This window comes from Pseudoduganella sp. HUAS MS19, assembly GCF_053615455.1.
The window spans coordinates 1,300,551-1,319,018 of sequence record NZ_CM132133.1 but is presented as its reverse complement, the minus strand read 5'-3'; the positions used below and the strand labels follow the sequence as shown (position 1 = coordinate 1,319,018).

Sequence of the window (18,468 nt, the reverse complement as noted above, 5' to 3'; positions counted from 1 at the left end):
GGGGCGGATTCAGCACGGGATTGGCCGGCTGGGCGCGAACCGGCGGCGCGAGGGCGGTCCGATCCAGCGGAGCGCTGTCCGCCATCCCCCTGCGCGCGAGGCGCCTTGGCCGCCGGCGCAGCCGGTTTTGCCTGTGGTTTGAGGGATAAGGTTGGGCGCTCTTTCTTAGTCATTGCAATCCTGTCATCGCGCCCGCCAGCCGGCGGCACGGCCCGGGAGGCCGTATTCATCGCGGTAAATCTGTGAAAACCAGGATTGTACCCGGGATAAGGCTCGTAACCCCTTGTTTCCCCCGGATTTACCCGTTCTTGCAAACAAGTATAATGTCCCTCTTTCAGACGTTCCCGGCTATTCACATGCTCGCCCAACAAAAGCAAGAGATCATTTCCCTGTTCCAGGCCGCCCTCGCGCCGATCCTGGAAGGTTCCGACGTTACAGCCAACGTGGTACTGGAGCGCCCGCGCGACGCTTCGCACGGCGATGTCGCCTGCAATATCGCCATGCAGTTGGCCAAGCAGCTCAAGATGAACCCGCGCGAACTGGCGCAAAAGATCGTCACCGCGCTGCAGGAAGACGCGGCCGGCAAACAGTTGGTCGCTTCGGCCGAAATCGCCGGCCCAGGCTTCATCAACCTGCGCGTGACCGACGCCGCCAAGCAGTCCGTGGTCAAAACCGTGCTGCAGCAAGGCGCAGCCTTCGGCCAGAGCGAAGCGCTGGCAGGCAAGAACGTCATCATCGAATTCGTCTCCGCCAACCCGACCGGCCCGCTGCACGTGGGCCACGGCCGCCAGGCGGCCCTGGGCGACGCCCTGTCCTCGCTGTTTGAAGCGCAAGGCGCCAAGGTCACCCGCGAGTTCTATTACAACGACGCCGGCGTGCAGATCCAGACCCTGGCCACTTCGGTCCAGTGCCGCGCCAAGGGCTTCAAGCCGGGCGACGCGGCATGGCCTGAATCGGCATACAACGGCGACTATATCGCCGACATCGCCGCCGACTTCCTGGCAAAAAAGACCGTTTCCGCCTCCGACGGCCAGCCGGTGACCGGCTCGGGCGACGTGGAAGACATCGAAAACATCCGCGCCTTTGCGGTCACCTACCTGCGCAACGAGCAGGACATCGACCTGCAAGCCTTCGGCGTGAAGTTCGACAACTACTACCTGGAATCGTCGCTGTACTCCGACGGCAAGGTGGAAAAGGCTGTTGAAGCCCTGGTCGCCAACGGCCACACTTACGAAGACGGCGGCGCGCTGTGGCTGCGCACCACCGACTACGGCGACGACAAGGACCGCGTGATGCGCAAGACCGACGGCGGCTACACCTATTTCGTGCCGGACGTCGCCTACCACATCGTCAAGTTCCAGCGCGGCTTCACCCAGGCCATCAACGTGCAGGGCTCCGACCACCACGGCACCATCGCCCGCGTGCGCGCCGGCCTGCAGGCGGTAGGCCTGGGCATCCCGCAAGGCTTCCCTGACTACGTGCTGCACAAGATGGTCACCGTGATGAAGGACGGTGCCGAGGTGAAAATCTCCAAGCGCGCCGGCTCCTACGTGACCGTGCGCGACCTGATCGAATGGTCCGGCGGCGGCGATATCACCAAGGGCCGCGATGCCGTGCGCTTCTTCCTGATCTCGCGTAAAGCCGACACCGAATTCGTGTTCGACGTCGACGTCGCGCTGAAGACTTCCGACGAGAACCCGGTCTACTACGTGCAATACGCCCATGCGCGTATCTGCCGCATGCTGGAAAACTGGGGCGGCGACCAAGCCTCCGTGGCCAACGTCGACCTGTCGCCGCTGACTGCGCCGACCGAAGCAACCCTGCTGGCCGCACTGGCCCAGTACCCCGAGGTGCTGGCGCGCGCCCAGGCAGAGTTGGGCCCGCACCAGGTAGCGTTCTACCTGCGCGACCTCGCTGCCGCCCTGCACTCGTTCTACTTCGCCGAAAAAGTGCTGGTGGAAGACGAAGCAACCAAGCTGGCCCGCGTGGCCCTGATGGTTGCCACCCGCCAGGTGCTGCGCAATGGTCTGGCACTGATTGGCGTTTCCGCTCCTAACCAAATGTAAGGTCCACATGGCTTTTCGTTCCCTGCGCTTCTCTCCGCGTCAGCAAGAAGGTAATACCTTAGTTGGCTTCATCATCGGCCTGGTCATCGGCCTGGTCATCGCCGTCGTCGTGGCACTGAGCATCACCAAGGGCCAGTCGCCGTTTACCGACAAGGGGGCGAAAAACGGCAAGCCGACGGATGAGGCATCCGGCCAGATCGCCGATCCGAACAAGCCGATGTACGGCAGCAAGGACGCCGTGAAGAAGGCCAACAGCGAGTTCGAGCGCGAAGCGCCGAAAAAAGCGCCGGCCGACGAACTGCAAAAGGTAGTGGACAACATCCAGGCGCAGGGCCAGGCCCCGGCCAAGGCTCCTGCCGCTCCCGCCCCGGCGCCTGCGCCAGCAGCCACCTCGCCTGCAGCCCCGCCGCCGGTCAACAGCGCAGCGCCGCCGGCACAGGCAGCGGCCCCGGCGCCTGCCCTGCCAGGCGAAGACAAGTTCGTGTACTACCTGCAGGCTGGCGCCTTCCGCGAAGCCGGCGACGCCGAGAACACCCGCGCCAAGCTGGCCCTGCTGGGCTTCGAGGCCACGGTTTCCGACCGTGCCACCGATGCCGGGGTCCTGCACCGCGTGCGCATGGGTCCTTTCACCCAGGTGGAAGCCATGAACAAGGTGCGCGCCAAACTGTCTGAAAACGGCATCGATGTTGCCGTCGTCCGTAATCAAAAATAAGGGAAACCTGAGCGATGAAACTGTTCAAGCAGATCCTGGCCGTGGTCCTGTGCGGCTTAGCCTTTGGCGCCGTTGCTTCGCCGGCCGCCCCGCTTGCCGGTACCGATTACGTGGTGCTGCCCGAACCCCAAACGGTCGATACCGGCAAGAAGGTTGAAGTCATTGAATTCTTCGCCTATTACTGCCCCCACTGCAACGCACTCGAACCGGCCATGGCGGCCTGGGTCAAGAAACAGGGCGACAACGTGGCCTTCAAACGCGTGCACGTGAGCCGCGGCCCGTCCGTTCTGCCGCAGCAGAAGCTGTACTACGCGCTGGAAGCCATGGGCCTGCTCGAACAGAACCACACGAAAGTGTTCAACGCCATGCACGAGCAGGGAAATTCCCTGCGCAACGATGCTGCGGTGATCGACTGGGCTGCCAGCAACGGCATCGACAGGACCAAATTCACGGAAGCGTATAACAGCTTCGGCGTCTCGGCCAAAGTGCGCCGTACCGAGCGCATGATGGGCGATTACCGCGTCGATTACTGGCCAATGATCGTGGTCGATGGCAAGTACATGACCTCCCCTGCCGAGGCAAACAAGAACATCAAGCCGGTACCGAACGAGGCCCAGCAGCACGCCAACGCACTGACTGTGCTGGACTTCCTGGTATCCAAGGCGAAGGCGGAGAAGAAGTAAAGCCTTGAAGCGCGTTTTCATCACCGGCGCCTCCAGCGGCATCGGCGCAGCACTGGCGGCGCATTACGCCGCCCAAGGCTGCACCATCGGCCTGCTGGGACGCCGCGCGAGCGCGCTGCAGGCGCTTGCCGCCAAGCTGCCCAATCCGGAACGCCACCGCTGCTATGCGGCCGACGTAACCGACCATGCGGCGCTGCGCAGCGCTGCCGAAGCATTCCTCGCCCATGCCGGCGGCTGCGATATCGTCATCGCCAGCGCGGGAATTTCGCACGGCACCATCACCGAACTGCCGGAAGACTTGCCGGTTTTCGAATCGATCGTCGCCACCAACGTTACGGCCACCGTGGCGACGTTCTCTCCTTTCATTGCAGCGATGCGCGCGCAGGGATCGCCGGCGCGCCTGGTCGGCATCGGCAGCGTTGCCGGCGTGCGCGGCCTGCCGGGCGGGGGCGCCTACAGCGCCTCCAAGGCTGCGGTGCGGGTGTATTGCGAAGCGCTGCGGGTTGAATTGCGCGGCAGCGGGATCAAGGTGGTCACCATTGCGCCGGGCTATATCGATACGCCTATGACGCAGCAGAACAAATACCCGATGCCGTTCCTGATGCAGCCTGCCGACTTCGCGGCTGCAGCAGCGCGCAGCATCGCGCGGGGCGACAGCTACCGCGTCATCCCATTCGGTGCAAGCATGATTGCACGCTTGCTGCGTGCGCTGCCGGACTGGCTGTTCGACCGGGCTTTCGCCAAGGCGCCGCACAAGGCGCGCAAGGGCTCAATATGAACGCAACCCCTCTCGCCGCAGCGGCAATCCGCGCGCTGGTTGCCGACAGCGCATCGCACGTCGCCATTGAAGTGGTGGGCGAAACCGGTTCCACCAATGCCGACTTGCTGGCGCGCGTGCCTGCCCCGGCCCAGGCGCCCGAGCCCCTGCGCGGCCCCGTGCTGCGCGTGGCCGAACGCCAGACCGCCGGCCGCGGCCGCGCCGGCCGCAGCTGGCTCTCCGCGCCTGGCGCATCGCTGACTTTCTCGGTCGCCTGGCCGTTCCGCGCGCCGCTGCACCGCATGGTGGGCCTGCCGCTGGCCGTCGGCGTGGCGCTGGCCGAAACCGTCAACGGGCTGGGCGTGCCGGTCCAGCTCAAGTGGCCGAACGATATGCTGAAGGATGGCGCCAAGCTGGCCGGCATCCTGGTTGAAACCCAGGCGGCGCCGGACGGCACCATCTGGGCCGTCATCGGCTGCGGCATGAACCTGCTGATGCCGGACGAAATGGAAGCGGCCATCGGCCGCGAAGTCTCCTGCGCGCCGTGGCTGGCGCAGATGGACCGCAATGCCCTGCTGGCGCAATTGCTCAGCCGCTTGTGCGCGGTGCTGGCCGAATTCGACGATACCGGCTTTGCCGCATTCACCGAGCGCTGGAACGCGCTGCAGGCCTGGCGCGGGCAGCCGGTGCGCCTGCTCGACCAGGGCGAAGTCCAGCAGGAAGGCCTGGCTGCCGGCGTGGATGACCAGGGCCGCCTGCTGCTCGACACCCCTTGCGGCCGCGTCGCCGTGCTCTCGGGCGATGTTTCGCTGAGGCTCGCGCAATGACTTACGACCTGCTGATCGACGCCGGCAATACCCGCATCAAGTGGGCGCTCGCCGCGCCCGGTGCAGCGCCTGGCGACTGGCTGGCACAAGGGGCGCACATGCACGCGGACGCCGCCGGCTTCCCGCTTGCCCTGGCCGCCGCCCTCGCTGCGGCGGCGCCGGTGAACGCCGGCCTGCCGCCCGCCGGTGCGGGCCGCGCGCCCGGCATTGGCCGGGTGCTGGTCGCCAACGTCGCCGGCCAGGCCGTGCGCGACATGCTGGCAAGCTGGCTGGCAGCACCGCAGTTAGGGGTCCCGCCGCAAGCCATCGAATGGTTCGCCTCCCGCCCTGAGCGCGCGGGCGTGCGCAATGCCTACCGCAATCCTGCTCAACTGGGCTGCGACCGTTTTGCCGCCGCCATCGGCGCCCATGCACTGTGCCCTGGCAAGGCGGTCGTGGTGGCCAACTGCGGCACCGCGACCACCATCGACGCGCTCACGGCGGACGGCACGTTCCTGGGCGGCATGATCCTGCCTGGCCTGGGCCTGATGGCCACCTCGCTGGCCAAAAACACCGCCCAGCTGCCACAGATCAAACCAGGCAAACTGCCCGAAGGCTTTGCCGACAACACCGACGACGCCATCCTGTCCGGCTGCCTGGCCGCACAGGCCGGTGCGATTGAACGCGCATTTGAGCTGCACCAGGCCGTAGAATGTATTATTTCCGGCGGCGCCGCGCCGTATGTCGCGCCTGCGGTCCCCGTGCCGCACCGCCATGTCGAGAACATCGTGATGATAGGACTGCACGCTGCCCTGCGCAGCGCCTGACCGTATGGAGTGCCCGTGCTGAAACTGATATTTGCCTTGCTGCTAGTCGCCAACGCCGCGCTGTATGCGTACGGCCAAGGCTACCTCGGCCAGTTCAGCGGCAACGAGCACGAACCCGGTCGCCTGCAGAAGCAGCAGAACGCCGACAAGCTCCACTTGATCAGCGCCACCGAGGCCGAGAGTGCCGTCGCGGCAGTCGCCCCGCCGCCGCCGGAGCCCGTGACGCGCGACGAGCCAGCCACCGTCGCCTGCCTGGAAGTGGGCAACTTCGTGCTGGACGACGCGCGCAAGTTTGAAAACCGCCTGGCGCCGCTGGAACTGGGCGACCGCCAGCAGCGCCGCAACGTGTCCGAGCAGGAAGTCTCGAGCTACATCGTGCACATCCCGCCGCAAGCGAGCCGCGCCGCCGCGGAAAAGAAGGCCGACGAATTGCGCGAGCTAGGTGTCACCAATTTCTTCATCCTGAACGACAGCTCGCCGCTGAAATGGGGGATTTCGCTGGGCGTGTTCCGCACCGAAGCGGCCGCGCAGGCGCAACTGGCTGCCCTGGTCAAGCAAGGCGTGCAAACTGCCCGTGTGACACCGCGCTACACCAGCAGCAAGCAGGTGTATTTCCAGTTCCGCGGCATCAGCGAAGACGCCAAGGCGCGCATCGCCAAGGTCGCAGCCAGGTTCCCGGAACAGGAAACCCGTTCCTGCTCTAGCGCTCGATAACGATAGGCCGTAGCTTCAGGCTTGGGGGCAGCGCTTTGCCGGCCGCCAGGGCGTCTTCACGGCTGGCATAAGGGCCGGCAAACAGGCGATAGAACTTTCCCGCCTGCTCCACGTCCAGTTTCAGGCCGGTGTCGCTCGCCTCCAGGCGCTTGCGCAGGCCATCCGCGCCATCGGCCCGCGCATAGGAACCCAGTTGCAGGTAGAAGCCCTGCTCGCCCGCCCCGCCCAGCAAGACCGGCCTGGCCTCGCTGCCATCGGAGGATGCCAGCATGGGCGCAGCCTTCGGCATGCTTTGCGGAGCCTGGGGCGGCGCCACGGATGCCACCTCTGGCGCGCTGTCCCCGGCTTTGCGGGCCGCGATCATGCGCTCGATTTCGGCCGGCGGCAGGTGCTCCACCTCAAGCTGGGTGGTGCCATTGACCAGCAGGCCAAGCTTCAGCGCCGCCGTGTATGAAACGTCGATGATGCGCTTCGAATGGAACGGACCGCGGTCATTGATGCGCACGACGACGGACTTGCCGTTCGCAATATTGGTCACGCGCGCATAGGAAGGAATCGGCAGCGTCGGGTGCGCCGCCGTCATCTTGTACATATCGTAGATCTCGCCGGACGAGGTGCGCTGCCCATGGAACTTCTTGCCGTACCAGGTGCCCTGCCCGCGCTGCCTGTATTCGGTACCAAGCGGGAGCGGCTTGTAGGTCTTGCCGAACACAACATACGGACGGTTGGAGTACTTCACCAGCGGATCGTTGCGCACTTCCGCATCCGGCGTCTCGAGCAGGCCTGCCGGCGGATTGGCGCCCGGGCCATCGTCCTGGTAATAGCCGCCGCGTCCGGAGCCGGCTGCCGGCAGCACCGGAATGCCCGGCTGCGGCTTGGCCGTTACCGGCGCAGGCGGTTTGCGCGAGGGGGATTCGGTCTGCGTGGTACCGCAAGCGGCCAGCAGTGCGGCTGCCGCAAGCGGCAAGAGTCGAATTGCGTGCTTCTTCAAGTTTGCACCAGCTTTCTATGTCGCTGGATCGACATCAGGATGCCCGATGCCAATCCGAGTGTCAGCAGCGCAGTGCCGCCATAGCTCATGAACGGCAGTGGCACGCCCACTACCGGAAGGATACCGCTCACCATGCCCATGTTGACGAAGGCATAGGTAAAGAAAATCATCGTGATTGCGCCCGCCAGCAGGCGCGTGAACAGGTTCGGCGCGCCCGACGCGATCATTAGCCCGCGGCCGATCAGCAGCAGGTAAAGGAACATCAGGAACAGGTTGCCGATCAGTCCGAACTCCTCCGAATACACGGCGAAAATGAAGTCGGTGGTGCGCTCGGGGATGAACTCCAGGTGCGCCTGGGTGCCCTGCGTCCAGCCTTTGCCGGTCAGGCCGCCGGAGCCGATCGCAATGGTCGACTGCAGGATGTGGAAGCCTTTGCCCAGCGGATCGGAAGTCGGGTCGATCAGCGTCATGACCCGTTCGCGCTGGTAGTCGTGCATCATCGACCATGCCACCGGCAGGCAGGCCGCGCCCATGACGGCCAGCGCAACAATTGCCTTCCATGCCAGGCCGGCCAGGAAGATCACGCAGGCGCCGGCCGCCACCACCAGCAAGGCCGTGCCCAGGTCGGGCTGGCGTGCGATCAGGAACACCGGCACCAGCAACAGCAGCGCGCCCAGCGCATAGGCATGCCAGCGCAAATGCCCGTGGCGCTGCTGGAAATACCAGGCCAGCATCAGCGGCACCGCGATCTTGGCGAATTCCGAAGGCTGGATCTGCGCGAAACCGAGGTTGAGCCAGCGCCGGGCGCCCAGCTTGATGGTGCCGAACAGCGCCACCGCCACCAGCAGCGACACCGTCACCACATAGACCGGCAGCGCAATGCGCATCATGTTCTGCGGCGAGATATTCGCCACGAACCACATCACCAGGAAGGACATGGTGATGTTGCGCAACTGGTCTTCGATCTTGCCGGGAATGCCGATACTGGCCGAATACAGTGCGACCAGACTGGTCGCCAGCAACAGCACGATCACCGTCATCAGCGGACCGTCGAACACCGTAACGTAGGGGCGCATGCGCCGCCAAAGTGAACGCCTCTCATTGATAGGCATGCTGCCTCCTTAATCTCTCTTGCGCGGCGGGCCGGCCGGCGGCTTCTGCTCCGCCGGGGCCGGCACAGGCGCCTGCGGCGCAGGAACTGCCGCCTGTCCGCCCGCCTCGCCTTGCAGCTGTTGCTGCTGCGCGCGGCGCTCCGCAGCCGCATCCACGTCCGCCGCCGGCAGGTCTTCCACCGGAACGGTCACCGCGTCCTCTTTCGGCACCGGCGTCGTGTCTTTTTCCTTGGGCCGCTTGCCGAGCAGCCAGTAGTCGAGCACCTTGCGCGCGATCGGGGCCGCCTCGGCGCCGCCAAAGCCGGCGTTTTCCACGATCAGCGCCAGCGCGATCTTCGGTTTTTCGGCCGGGGCGAAGGCGGTAAACCATGCATTATCGCGCAGCCGTTCGTCCAGGCGCGCCGCGTTGTATTTCTCGTTGGCCTTGATGGCCACCACCTGCGCCGTACCGGTCTTGCCGCCTACGGCATATTCGGCGCCGGCAAAGGCGCGCGTGGCGGTGCCGCCGCCTTCGCTGGTCACGCCCACCATCGCATTCTTGATGAAGTCGATGTTCGCCTGCTTGAGCGGAATGCGGTAGCTTTCCTTGGGCACCGTCAGCGTGCGCTTGCGCGTGCCGCCGTCTTCGATGATCTTGACCAGGTGCGGCTTCATCACAACGCCGTTGTTGGTCAGGTTGGCCACCGCGTGCGCCACCTGCAGCGGCGTGTAGTTGTTATAGCCGGAACCGTTGGACACCGAGATCGTATCGCCGCCCACCCACTTGCCGGCCTGCGGGTTCTTCTTGTAGCGGCTGCGTTTCCATTCCTGCGAGGGCAGCACGCCCTTCTTTTCATTCTCCAGGTCGATGCCGGTCAACTGGCCGAAACCGAAGGGCTTCATGAAATCGTGGATCAGGTCGATCCCCATGTCGCGGCCCAGGATGTAATAGTAGGTGTTGCAGGACACGATGATGGACTTGCGCATGTCGACCATGCCATGCCCGCCCACCACGTCGTCGCGGAACTTGTGCGTGCCGAGATAGAAGTAGCCCGGGTCGGCGATGGCCTGGCTGGTGGTGCGCTTGCCCGTCTCCAGCGCGGCCAGGGCCATGAACGGCTTGAAGGTGGAGCCGGGAGCGTACGTGCCCGACAGCGGACGGTTCATCAGCGGCCGGTCGAGCGAGGTATTGAGCTCGTTCCAGCTTTGCGAATCGATGCCGTCCACGAACAGGTTGGGGTCGTAGCCGGGGCGCGACACGAAGGCCAGCACATCGCCGGTGCTTGGCTCGATCGCCACCAGGGCGCCGCGGCGCTGGCCGAAAGCCTCCTCGGCGATCTTCTGCAGCTCGATATCGATCGACAGGATCAGGTTGGAGCCCGCCGTGGCCGGCGTGCGCGACAGGGTGCGGATGGCACGGCCGCCGGCCGTCACTTCCACCTCCTCGTAGCCGGTGACGCCGTGCAGCTGGCGCTCGTAGCTCTTTTCCAGGCCTTCCTTGCCGATATGCTCGGTGCCGTTGTAATTGGCGGCGTACTCGGTTCCCTCCAGCGCCTTCGATTCGGCCTGGTTGATGCGGCCGATATAGCCCACCACGTGGGACGCGACTTCGCCCAGCGGATACTGGCGGAACAGGCGCGCCTGGATCTCCACGCCGGGATAACGGAAACGGTTGGCCGTGAAGCGGGCCACTTCTTCCTCACTCAGGCGGGTGCGCAGCGGCACGCTGGCGAAGTTCTTCGATTCTTCCAGCAGCTTTCGGAAGCGGCGGCGGTCCTTCGGCGTCACTTCGACCACCTTGGCCAGTTCGTCGATCATCTCTTCCAGCGGCACGCGCAGCTTGGACGGCGTGATCTCCAGCGTGAAGGCCGAGTAATTACGCGCCAGCACCACCCCGTTGCGGTCCAGGATCAGGCCGCGGTTCGGCACGATCGGCACCACCGCAATACGGTTGTCCTCGGCCTTGGCGATATAGTCGCTATGCTTGATGACCTGCAGCCAGATGAAGCGTGCCAGCAGCAGCGAGAAGCAGACGAACACCAGGCCGCCTAATACGGATAGCCGCACCCGGAAGCGGTGAAGGTCTTGCTCTGTATTCTTAAACTCGGTCATGCTCAGATCGGACGGGTATGGTCTTTATCCACTGCGCGGCGCTGCGGCGCGAGCAGCAGCATGGTGGCCAGTGGCCACAACAGCGCCGCCACCACGCTTTCGATGAAGAAGAACCAGCCGGGGAACTTGCCGGCAACGATGAAGCGCACCACCATCTGCACCGTCTGCGCCACCAGCAGCAGCGGCAGCACGTGCAGGATCTGCGTCGTCACGCGGAACCACAGTATGCGACGATGCAGCATGATGGCGAAGTAGGACAGCAAGGTATAGGCCAGCGCGTTTTCGCCCAGCAGCGAAGCGTCGTGCACGTCCATCAGCAGGCCGAGGCAGAACGCGGTGCCGATGCCGACCTTGCGCGGCTGGTGCACGCCCCAGAACACCAGGGTCAGCGCCACGAAGTCCGGCGCCGCGAAGAAGCGGCCCCAGGGCAGCATATTGAGCAGCACCGCGCAGAACAGGCTGAAGAAAATGAACAGCGGGCTGACCGGCAGCAGGATGTATTGTGGACGGTTCATCGGGTCGCCTCTTTCGGTGCTTGCGCAGCAGCTGGAGCCGGCGTTGCGGCGGGTTCCGCCCGGGCCTTCTCCTTCTCCTTATCCTTCTTCTTCGATGGCTTGGTGACCGGCTCTTCCTCCGGCGGGCGCGGCGGCAGTTCCGGCAGCGACATCAGGATCAGCAGCGCGGTATTGCGCTCGGTCCCGGCCAGCGGTGCGCACACCACGCGGCCAAAGGCGCCGCTGGCATTGCTCTCCACCTGCACCACCCGCGCCACGGCCAGTCCGGCCGGGTAGACGCCGTCGATACCGGACGTAATGAGGATGTCCCCGACCACCACGTCGGCGGTGGGCGCCATGAAGCGCAAGTCCAGGTTGCCCGACTGGCCGCGGCCCACCGCCACCGAGCGCAGGCCATTGCGCAGGATCTGCACCGGAATCGCCTGCTCCTTGTCGGTCAGCAGCGTGACTTCGGAAGTGAACGGGAACACCCGCGTCACCTGCCCCACCACGCCCTGGTTGTCGATCACCGGCAGCCCGGCCGACACGCCATGCTGGGTGCCGCGGTTCAGGATCACCTTGCGCGTGAACACATCGCGCGCTTCGTAAAGGATTTCAGCCAGCTGCGATTTGCCCGGCACGCGCTGCTGCGCGTCGAGCAGCTTGCGCAGCTGGTTGTTCTCGGCCTGGTAGAGCTGCGCCTGCTGCAGGGCCTGCGAGGCGGCGATCTGCTGCTGCTGCAATACACTGACCTGTTTCTCCAGCTTCGACAGCGTGGAGAAGTAGTCGCCCATGCCGTAAACGGCATCGCGCGGCAGCAATGCGATCTTCTGCAAGGGATAGAGGACAAAGCCGACGCCCTGCCGGACTGCCGTCAGCGCATTCACGCGCGAATCGGCCAGCAGCAGCGCAATCGAAATGCACGCGAACACCATCATCTTGAAACGGGCGGACGCGCCTTGCTTGAACAGTGGCGGTGGACTGTATTCCATGTCTTCCAATTAAGAAGGGCAGCTTCCGCTGCCCTTTTTACTCACTCTTACTCGTAGGAGAAGATGGATCCCAGCTGGTCCATGCGCTCCAGCGCCAGGCCGGAGCCGCGCACCACGCAGGTCAGCGGGTCTTCCGCCACCAGTACCGGCAGGCCGGTTTCTTCCATCAGCAGGCGGTCCAGGTCGCGCAGCAGCGCGCCGCCGCCGGTCAGCATCATGCCTTTTTCGGCGATGTCGGCGCCCAGTTCCGGCGGGGTCTGTTCCAGCGCGTTCTTGACGGCGGAGACGATATTGTTCAGCGGGTCGGTCAGGGCTTCCAGGATCTCGTTGGACGAGATGGTGAAGGAGCGCGGGATGCCTTCCGACAGGTTGCGGCCCTTGACTTCCATTTCCTTGACTTCGGAACCCGGGAAAGCGGAGCCGATGGCCTTCTTGATCGCTTCCGCGGTCTGTTCGCCGATCAGCATGCCGTAGTTGCGGCGGATGTAGTTGACGATCGCTTCGTCGAACTTGTCGCCGCCCACGCGCACCGAGCCCTTGTACACCATGCCGCCCAGCGAGATGATGCCGACCTCGGTGGTGCCGCCGCCAATGTCGACCACCATGGAGCCGGTCGCGTCGGACACCGGCAGGCCGGCGCCGATTGCCGCTGCCATTGGTTCTTCGATCAGGTACACCTGCGATGCACCGGCGCCCAGCGCCGATTCACGGATCGCACGGCGCTCCACCTGGGTCGAGCCGCAGGGCACGCAAATGATGATGCGCGGCGACGGGCGGAAGAATTTGGAGTCGTGCACCATGCGGATGAACTGCTTCAGCATCTGCTCGGTGACGGTGAAGTCGGCAATCACGCCGTCCTTCATCGGGCGGATCGCCTCGATGTTGCCAGGTACCTTGCCCAGCATCTGTTTTGCTTCTTTACCAACGGCCTGGATCGTTTTCTTGCCGTTTGGGCCACCTTCCTGGCGGATCGCCACGACCGAAGGCTCGTCCAGCACGATGCCGGAACCGCGTACGTAGATCAGGGTGTTCGCCGTACCCAGGTCGATGGCCAGGTCAGACGAAATATAGCGACGTAAAAAACCAAACATGAGTGTCCTGTAGGGCGCAATGCGCAAAATTCGTTATATGAGGTATCCGGTCCAATGCGGCCAGGCGGGTGTTCAGCACCAGCAGCGCATTAACCCGCGATTGTACCTTATAATCTACAGGTTATTTGCCCTAAATCCACTCTATTGTGCGAGCACGCAACCGTTGATTTATGCGGCGATCGCCGCGATTTAACTGGTAATAGGCAACCGATCCAATAAATTACATTCTGACAATTTTCCATGTCCCTGACACTGAACGACGTTAAACGCATCGCCAATCTGGCCCAGTTGGAGATGGATGAAGCCCATTCGGCCAATATGCTGGACAAGCTGAATGGCATTTTCGCGCTGGCCGAGCAGATGCAGGCCGTCGACACCGAGGGCGTTGCCCCGCTGTCCCACCCGCTGGCCAATGCCATGCAGGTCGCGCTGCGCCTTCGCGAAGACGTGGCAACCGAGCCCAATCGCCGCGAGGACTACCAGCAAGTGGCGCCGAAGACCGAAGATGGCCTGTATCTGGTGCCGAAGGTGATCGAATAAGACCGGTAAAGCGGTGTCAGACCCACAGGGTCTGACACCATTACGCGGCTGCCGCGTGTCGAGGTGTCTGACCCTGCGGGTCGGACACCGGTTTACCGGTTTAAAAAGGAAAACGAATGCACACCAAAACAATCAAAGAGCTCTCCGAGCTCCTGCAAAAAAAGGAAGTCAGCGCCGTCCAACTGGCAACCCACTTCCTGGACCGAATTGAGAAAAGCGACCTGAACGCCTTCCTGCACGTGGACCGCGCGCTGACGCTGGCCCAGGCCGAAGAAGCGGACAAGCGCATCGCCAACGGCACCGCCACCCCGCTGACCGGGGTGCCGATCGCGCACAAGGACATTTTCGTGACCAGGGGCTGGCGCTCGACCGCCGGCTCGAAGATGCTGGCCAACTACGTCAGCCCGTTCGACGCCACCGTGGTGCAGAAGATGCTGGACGCCGGCATGGTCACCCTGGGCAAGCTGAATTGCGACGAATTCGCCATGGGTTCCTCCAACGAGAACTCGGCTTTCGGCGCCGTGAAAAACCCATGGGACAAGGCTGCCGTTCCGGGCGGCTCCTCCGGCGGCTCGGCGGCGGCAGTCGCCGCCCGCCTGGCCCCGGGCGTGACCGGCACCGACACCGGCGGCTCGATCCGCCAGCCGGCTGCCTTCTGCGGCATCACCGGCATCAAGCCAACTTACGGCCGCGCCTCGCGCTTCGGCATGATCGCCTTCGCCTCCTCGCTGGACCAGGCTGGCCCGATGGCGCAAACCGCGGAAGACTGCGCACTGCTGCTGTCCACCATGACCGGTTTCGACGAACGCGATTCGACCAGCCTGAGCGCCGAACAAGGCAACGCAGCCGAAGACTACACGCGCGAGCTGAACAAGCCGCTGACCGGCCTGCGCATCGGCGTGCCAAAGGAATACTTCGGCGAAGGCCTGGCTGCCGACGTGGAAAAAGCCGTGCGCGCCGCACTGGCCAAATTCGTGGAACTGGGCGCGACCCTGGTCGACATCTCGCTGCCGAACACCGCGCTGTCGATTCCCGCCTACTACATGATCGCCCCGGCCGAAGCTTCGTCCAACCTGTCGCGCTTTGACGGCGTGCGCTACGGCCACCGCGCCGAGGGCTACCAGGACCTGCAAGACATGTACAAGAAGAGCCGCGCCGAAGGCTTCGGTCCTGAGGTACAGCGCCGCATCATGGTCGGCACCTACATCCTGTGCCACGGCTACTACGACGCCTACTACCTGAAAGCGCAGAAGATCCGCCGCAAGATCACGCAGGATTTCGCCAATGTGCTGGGCAGCCAGTGCGACGTGATCATGGGCCCTGTGGCGCCGACCGTGGCCTGGGACCTGGGCTCGAAGGCAGATGATCCGGTAGCGAACTACCTGGCCGACATCTTCACCCTGTCCACCAGCCTGGCCGGCTTGCCTGGCATGTCCATCCCTTGCGGTTTCGGCGAAGGCGAAAAGAACGCCAACCGCCCGGTGGGCCTGCAAATCATCGGCAACTACTTCGCTGAGGCGAAGCTGCTGAATGTGGCACACCAGTTCCAGCAGGCGACCGACTGGCACAAGCGCAGCCCTTCGGGAATTTAATCCGGGACAGTTCCGCAAATGTCCACCTTGGGGTCAGGCCTCAAAGTGGACAGAGAACTACCCTGTCCACTTTGAGGTCTGACCCCAAGGTGGACATTTGCAAAGTGAGAACATTATGGAATGGGAAGTCGTCATTGGTATTGAGAACCACGTGCAGCTCACTACCGACTCCAAAATTTTCAGCGGCTCGCCGACCAGATTCGGCGCCGAACCAAACACCCAGGCCAGCCCGGTCGACCTGGCGCTGCCGGGCGTGCTTCCGGTAATGAACAAGGCTGCCGTCGACCGCGCGATCCGCTTCGGCCTGGCCGTCGGCGGCAAGGTCGCGCCACAGTCTATCTTCGCCCGCAAGAACTACTTCTACCCCGACCTGCCGAAGGGCTACCAGATTTCGCAGTTCGAAGATCCGGTGGTGCAAGGCGGCCAGCTGACCTTCGGCTACGAGAAGGACGGCAAGTTCGTCACCAAGACCGTGAACCTGACCCGCGCCCACCTCGAGGAGGACGCAGGCAAGTCGCTGCACGAGGACTACCACGGCATGTCTGGCATCGACCTGAACCGCGCCGGCACGCCCCTGCTGGAAATCGTGTCCGAGCCTGAGATGCGCAGCGCCGCCGAGGCAGTGGCCTACTGCAAGGCCCTGCACGGCCTGGTGATGTGGCTGGGCATTTGCGACGGTAATATGCAGGAAGGCTCCTTCCGCTGCGATATCAACGTGTCGGTGCGCCCGAAAGGCCAGAAGGAATTCGGCACCCGCTGCGAGCTCAAAAACCTTAATTCGTTCCGCTTCATCGAGGAAGCCGTGCATGTCGAAGTGGCGCGCCAGATCGAGCTGCTCGAAGACGGTGGCAGCGTGGTGCAGGCGACCCGCCTGTACGATCCTGACAAGAAGGAGACCCGCCTGATGCGCGAGAAGGAAGACGCGCAGGATTACCGCTACTTCCCTGACCCGGACCTGCCGCCGCTGACCATCGGCGCCGATTGGATCGAGCGCGTGAAGGCATCGATGCCGGAGCTGCCGGCTGTGATGCGCGAGCGCTTCGTCAACGAATACAAGCTGCCGGAATACGATTCGCTGATCCTGACCGCCTCCAAGGGCATGGCCACCTACTTCGAAGCCGTGGTTGCCGCAGCGGGCAAGGAAAACGCCAAGGCCGCCGCCAACTGGCTGATGGGTGACGTGTCGTCGACCCTGAACCGCGAAGGTGTGGAAATCACCGCATCGCCAGTATCGGCCGCACAACTGGCCTTTATGCTGAAGCGCATCGCTGACGGCACCATCTCGAACAAGATGGCGAAGGAAGTGTTTGCCGATATGTGGGCAGCTAAATCCGATGACGAGAAAATCGCCGATGCCATCATCGCGAAAAAAGGTGGCGGCCAGATCTCCGACACTGGCGCACTGGAAGCGATCGTCAACGAGGTCATCGCCAACAACGAGAAGTCTGTTGAGCAGTACCGCGCCGGCAAGGAAGCGGCTATCAACGCCCTGATCGGCCAGGCGATGAAGGCTTCGAAAGGTAAGGCTAATCCGGCACAGTTGACCGAACTGCTGAAGAAGAAGCTGGCTGCTTAAAACCGGTAAACCCGGGTCTGACCCATAGGGTCAGACCCGCCTGTGCCAGGCACTGGGGTTGCGGTTGTGCGCCGCCGCGAGATCATACTGGGTCAGGTACTTGTGCCTGACCCTGGCTTACCGGTTTCGAGAGCCGCCCGCACATCCACCGCAATATATCCGCGAAGATCTCCTCACGGTTCACCTCATTGAAGTTCTCGTGATAATTCTCATGCTGCACATGGCACTCCAGCAGCTTGGGATCGATCATCGCCAGCAGGTCCAAAGTAGCCTTCGGATCGGCCAGCTTATCATCCCCCGCGACCACCGCATATAAAGGCCAGCGCCAGGTCGGCATCTTCTCCGCCAACCCTTTTTGCGCGCCCTGCAGCGCAACACCAAACCGCACCGTGCATTCACTCGCTCGGACATTGTCAGCCTCGTCGGCATGATGGCGCGCGGTGATCTTGGGATCGTGCGTCAGCACATCGGTCAGCGACGCCATCGGCACCTTCATGGTCGGCGCCAGCGCCGCCAGCACGCCGGACAACTTCTCCAGCACCACCGGCACCTTGATCGCATTCACGTAATACGGCGAGGACAACACAAAACCCTTCACCAGCGGATCGCGCTCGAGCACCTCAAGCCCGAAGCGGGTCGCAATCAGCGCCCCCATCGAATGCCCCATGATGAACACCGGCACACCCGGAAAGTGCTGCTTGGTCCAATGCAGGAACAGCTCCACCTCTTCAAGGAAAACGCCGAAATCCGGAATGTCCACGCGGCGCGCATTCTCATGTCCGCACAGGTCAAACGCCACCGTAGCAAAGCGATGCTGCCTGAAATACAGCGCCGGCGTCACATAGTCGCCCGCATGGGCCAGCCCGCCATGGATGGCCAGCAGCACACCGGCCGCAGGCTTCTCAGGCTCCCAGATGTGGATCTTGCGCTCGGCGCCATTGCGCCCCTTGAAAGTGGCGAAGCGGTCTTCGGAGAATCGGTTCATGCGGTCACGAGGAAATGCTCAGCGCAATGCCCATCTCCAGCAACAGCGAGAGATCGGCCAGCGTGAAATCGAGGGTGGATGCGCCCTGGTTGGGCGCGGCAGGAGCGAAAGCAAGGCGCAATTCAGCCTGGATCGGCGCCACATCGAAAGTGATGCCGCGCGCCTGGCACTCATGAAGGTAGGCCCTTACCTGGCGCATCAAGGCGTCCGGATCGGGGGCCGTGCCCAGCGAAGCGTAGAAGCCGTGATCAAGGCGGGTGCGCCCGGTCGGGCTGGTGTCGCCCTTCTTCCAGTCGCTATCGGGCTCGCTGGGGAGCCCGTCCCGCACATCCGCAACTGCGGATTCGTCGCCGTACACCTTGAGCGTTGCGATGTTCATTACTTTCCTCGATTTTAATGTTGTAAGGAAGCAATCACAGTCTAGCACAACGCCCAGCCG

Annotated in this window: 18 protein-coding genes; 10 read left to right on the top strand and 8 right to left on the bottom strand. The window is 63.7% G+C overall.

What is annotated here, in order from left to right:
• Nucleotides 1–356 precede the first annotated feature (356 nt).
• Genes argS through ACWBU6_RS06075 form a run of 7 tightly spaced genes read left to right on the top strand, consistent with a single transcriptional unit; the run spans nucleotide 357 to nucleotide 6,565 of the window.
• A complete protein-coding gene (gene argS, locus ACWBU6_RS06105) occupies nucleotides 357–2,066 on the top strand; it encodes an arginine--tRNA ligase (RefSeq protein WP_452647938.1) in 1,710 nt (569 codons plus the stop codon).
• A gap of 7 nt (nucleotides 2,067–2,073) precedes the next feature.
• Entirely contained in the window at nucleotides 2,074–2,778 is a 705-nt protein-coding gene (locus ACWBU6_RS06100; RefSeq protein ID WP_452647937.1) for an SPOR domain-containing protein, read from the top strand.
• 14 nt (nucleotides 2,779–2,792) lie between these two features.
• A complete protein-coding gene (locus tag ACWBU6_RS06095) occupies nucleotides 2,793–3,461 on the top strand; it encodes a thiol:disulfide interchange protein DsbA/DsbL (protein WP_452647936.1) in 669 nt (222 codons plus the stop codon).
• A 4-nt stretch (nucleotides 3,462–3,465) separates the two neighbouring features.
• On the top strand, nucleotides 3,466–4,239 hold the full coding sequence (locus ACWBU6_RS06090) for an SDR family oxidoreductase (RefSeq protein WP_452647935.1): 774 nt from the start codon (nucleotides 3,466–3,468) through the stop codon (nucleotides 4,237–4,239).
• Entirely contained in the window at nucleotides 4,236–5,045 is an 810-nt protein-coding gene (locus ACWBU6_RS06085) for a biotin--[acetyl-CoA-carboxylase] ligase (RefSeq protein ID WP_452647934.1), read from the top strand. The genes ACWBU6_RS06090 and ACWBU6_RS06085 overlap by 4 nt, the downstream gene beginning before the upstream one ends.
• Nucleotides 5,042–5,851: a type III pantothenate kinase gene (locus tag ACWBU6_RS06080; protein ID WP_452647933.1), complete on the top strand. Its 810-nt coding sequence runs from the start codon at nucleotides 5,042–5,044 to the stop codon at nucleotides 5,849–5,851. The genes ACWBU6_RS06085 and ACWBU6_RS06080 overlap by 4 nt, the downstream gene beginning before the upstream one ends.
• Nucleotides 5,852–5,866: 15 nt before the next feature.
• Nucleotides 5,867–6,565: an SPOR domain-containing protein gene (locus tag ACWBU6_RS06075; protein ID WP_452647932.1), complete on the top strand. Its 699-nt coding sequence runs from the start codon at nucleotides 5,867–5,869 to the stop codon at nucleotides 6,563–6,565.
• Here the strand turns inward: ACWBU6_RS06075 and ACWBU6_RS06070 are convergent.
• From ACWBU6_RS06070 to ACWBU6_RS06045, 6 genes are read right to left on the bottom strand one after another with little or no spacing between them, the layout of a single operon-like run.
• Nucleotides 6,552–7,556: a septal ring lytic transglycosylase RlpA family protein gene (locus tag ACWBU6_RS06070; RefSeq protein ID WP_452647931.1), complete on the bottom strand. Its 1,005-nt coding sequence runs from the start codon at nucleotides 7,554–7,556 to the stop codon at nucleotides 6,552–6,554. The two genes, ACWBU6_RS06075 and ACWBU6_RS06070, sit on opposite strands and share 14 nt — an antisense overlap.
• Nucleotides 7,553–8,668: a rod shape-determining protein RodA gene (rodA, locus tag ACWBU6_RS06065; RefSeq protein ID WP_452647930.1), complete on the bottom strand. Its 1,116-nt coding sequence runs from the start codon at nucleotides 8,666–8,668 to the stop codon at nucleotides 7,553–7,555. Before rodA ends, ACWBU6_RS06070 begins: the two co-directional genes overlap by 4 nt.
• Nucleotides 8,669–8,677: 9 nt before the next feature.
• A complete protein-coding gene (mrdA, locus tag ACWBU6_RS06060; RefSeq protein ID WP_452647929.1) occupies nucleotides 8,678–10,759 on the bottom strand; it encodes a penicillin-binding protein 2 in 2,082 nt (693 codons plus the stop codon).
• Nucleotides 10,760–10,761: 2 nt separating this feature from the next.
• Entirely contained in the window at nucleotides 10,762–11,274 is a 513-nt protein-coding gene (gene mreD / locus ACWBU6_RS06055; RefSeq protein WP_452647928.1) for a rod shape-determining protein MreD, read from the bottom strand.
• Nucleotides 11,271–12,245 (bottom strand): rod shape-determining protein MreC, encoded by a 975-nt coding sequence (gene mreC, locus ACWBU6_RS06050; protein ID WP_452647927.1) that lies wholly within the window; start codon nucleotides 12,243–12,245, stop codon nucleotides 11,271–11,273. Before mreC ends, mreD begins: the two co-directional genes overlap by 4 nt.
• A gap of 47 nt (nucleotides 12,246–12,292) precedes the next feature.
• Nucleotides 12,293–13,336, bottom strand: a complete 1,044-nt coding sequence (locus ACWBU6_RS06045) for a rod shape-determining protein (RefSeq protein ID WP_028102363.1) — start codon at nucleotides 13,334–13,336, stop codon at nucleotides 12,293–12,295.
• A 240-nt stretch (nucleotides 13,337–13,576) separates the two neighbouring features.
• Between ACWBU6_RS06045 and gatC the strand changes: the two genes are divergently transcribed.
• The 3 genes from gatC to gatB all read left to right on the top strand — a co-directional run bounded on the left by gatC (nucleotide 13,577) and on the right by gatB (nucleotide 17,044).
• Nucleotides 13,577–13,876, top strand: coding sequence for an Asp-tRNA(Asn)/Glu-tRNA(Gln) amidotransferase subunit GatC (gene gatC, locus ACWBU6_RS06040; protein ID WP_452647926.1), 300 nt, complete (start codon nucleotides 13,577–13,579; stop codon nucleotides 13,874–13,876).
• A 116-nt stretch (nucleotides 13,877–13,992) separates the two neighbouring features.
• On the top strand, nucleotides 13,993–15,468 hold the full coding sequence (gene gatA, locus ACWBU6_RS06035) for an Asp-tRNA(Asn)/Glu-tRNA(Gln) amidotransferase subunit GatA (protein ID WP_452647925.1): 1,476 nt from the start codon (nucleotides 13,993–13,995) through the stop codon (nucleotides 15,466–15,468).
• Between the two features lie 115 nt (nucleotides 15,469–15,583).
• The gene (gatB, locus tag ACWBU6_RS06030) at nucleotides 15,584–17,044 is read left to right on the top strand and encodes an Asp-tRNA(Asn)/Glu-tRNA(Gln) amidotransferase subunit GatB (protein ID WP_452647924.1); all 1,461 of its coding nucleotides are present in this window, start codon (nucleotides 15,584–15,586) and stop codon (nucleotides 17,042–17,044) included.
• A gap of 82 nt (nucleotides 17,045–17,126) precedes the next feature.
• Here the strand turns inward: gatB and ACWBU6_RS06025 are convergent, their stop codons facing one another.
• Together ACWBU6_RS06025 and ACWBU6_RS06020 are read right to left on the bottom strand one after the other, a co-directional pair.
• A complete protein-coding gene (locus ACWBU6_RS06025; protein ID WP_452647923.1) occupies nucleotides 17,127–18,029 on the bottom strand; it encodes an alpha/beta fold hydrolase in 903 nt (300 codons plus the stop codon).
• 4 nt (nucleotides 18,030–18,033) lie between these two features.
• Nucleotides 18,034–18,408, bottom strand: coding sequence for a hypothetical protein (locus ACWBU6_RS06020; protein ID WP_452647922.1), 375 nt, complete (start codon nucleotides 18,406–18,408; stop codon nucleotides 18,034–18,036).
• Between the last annotated feature and the right edge of the window lie 60 nt (nucleotides 18,409–18,468).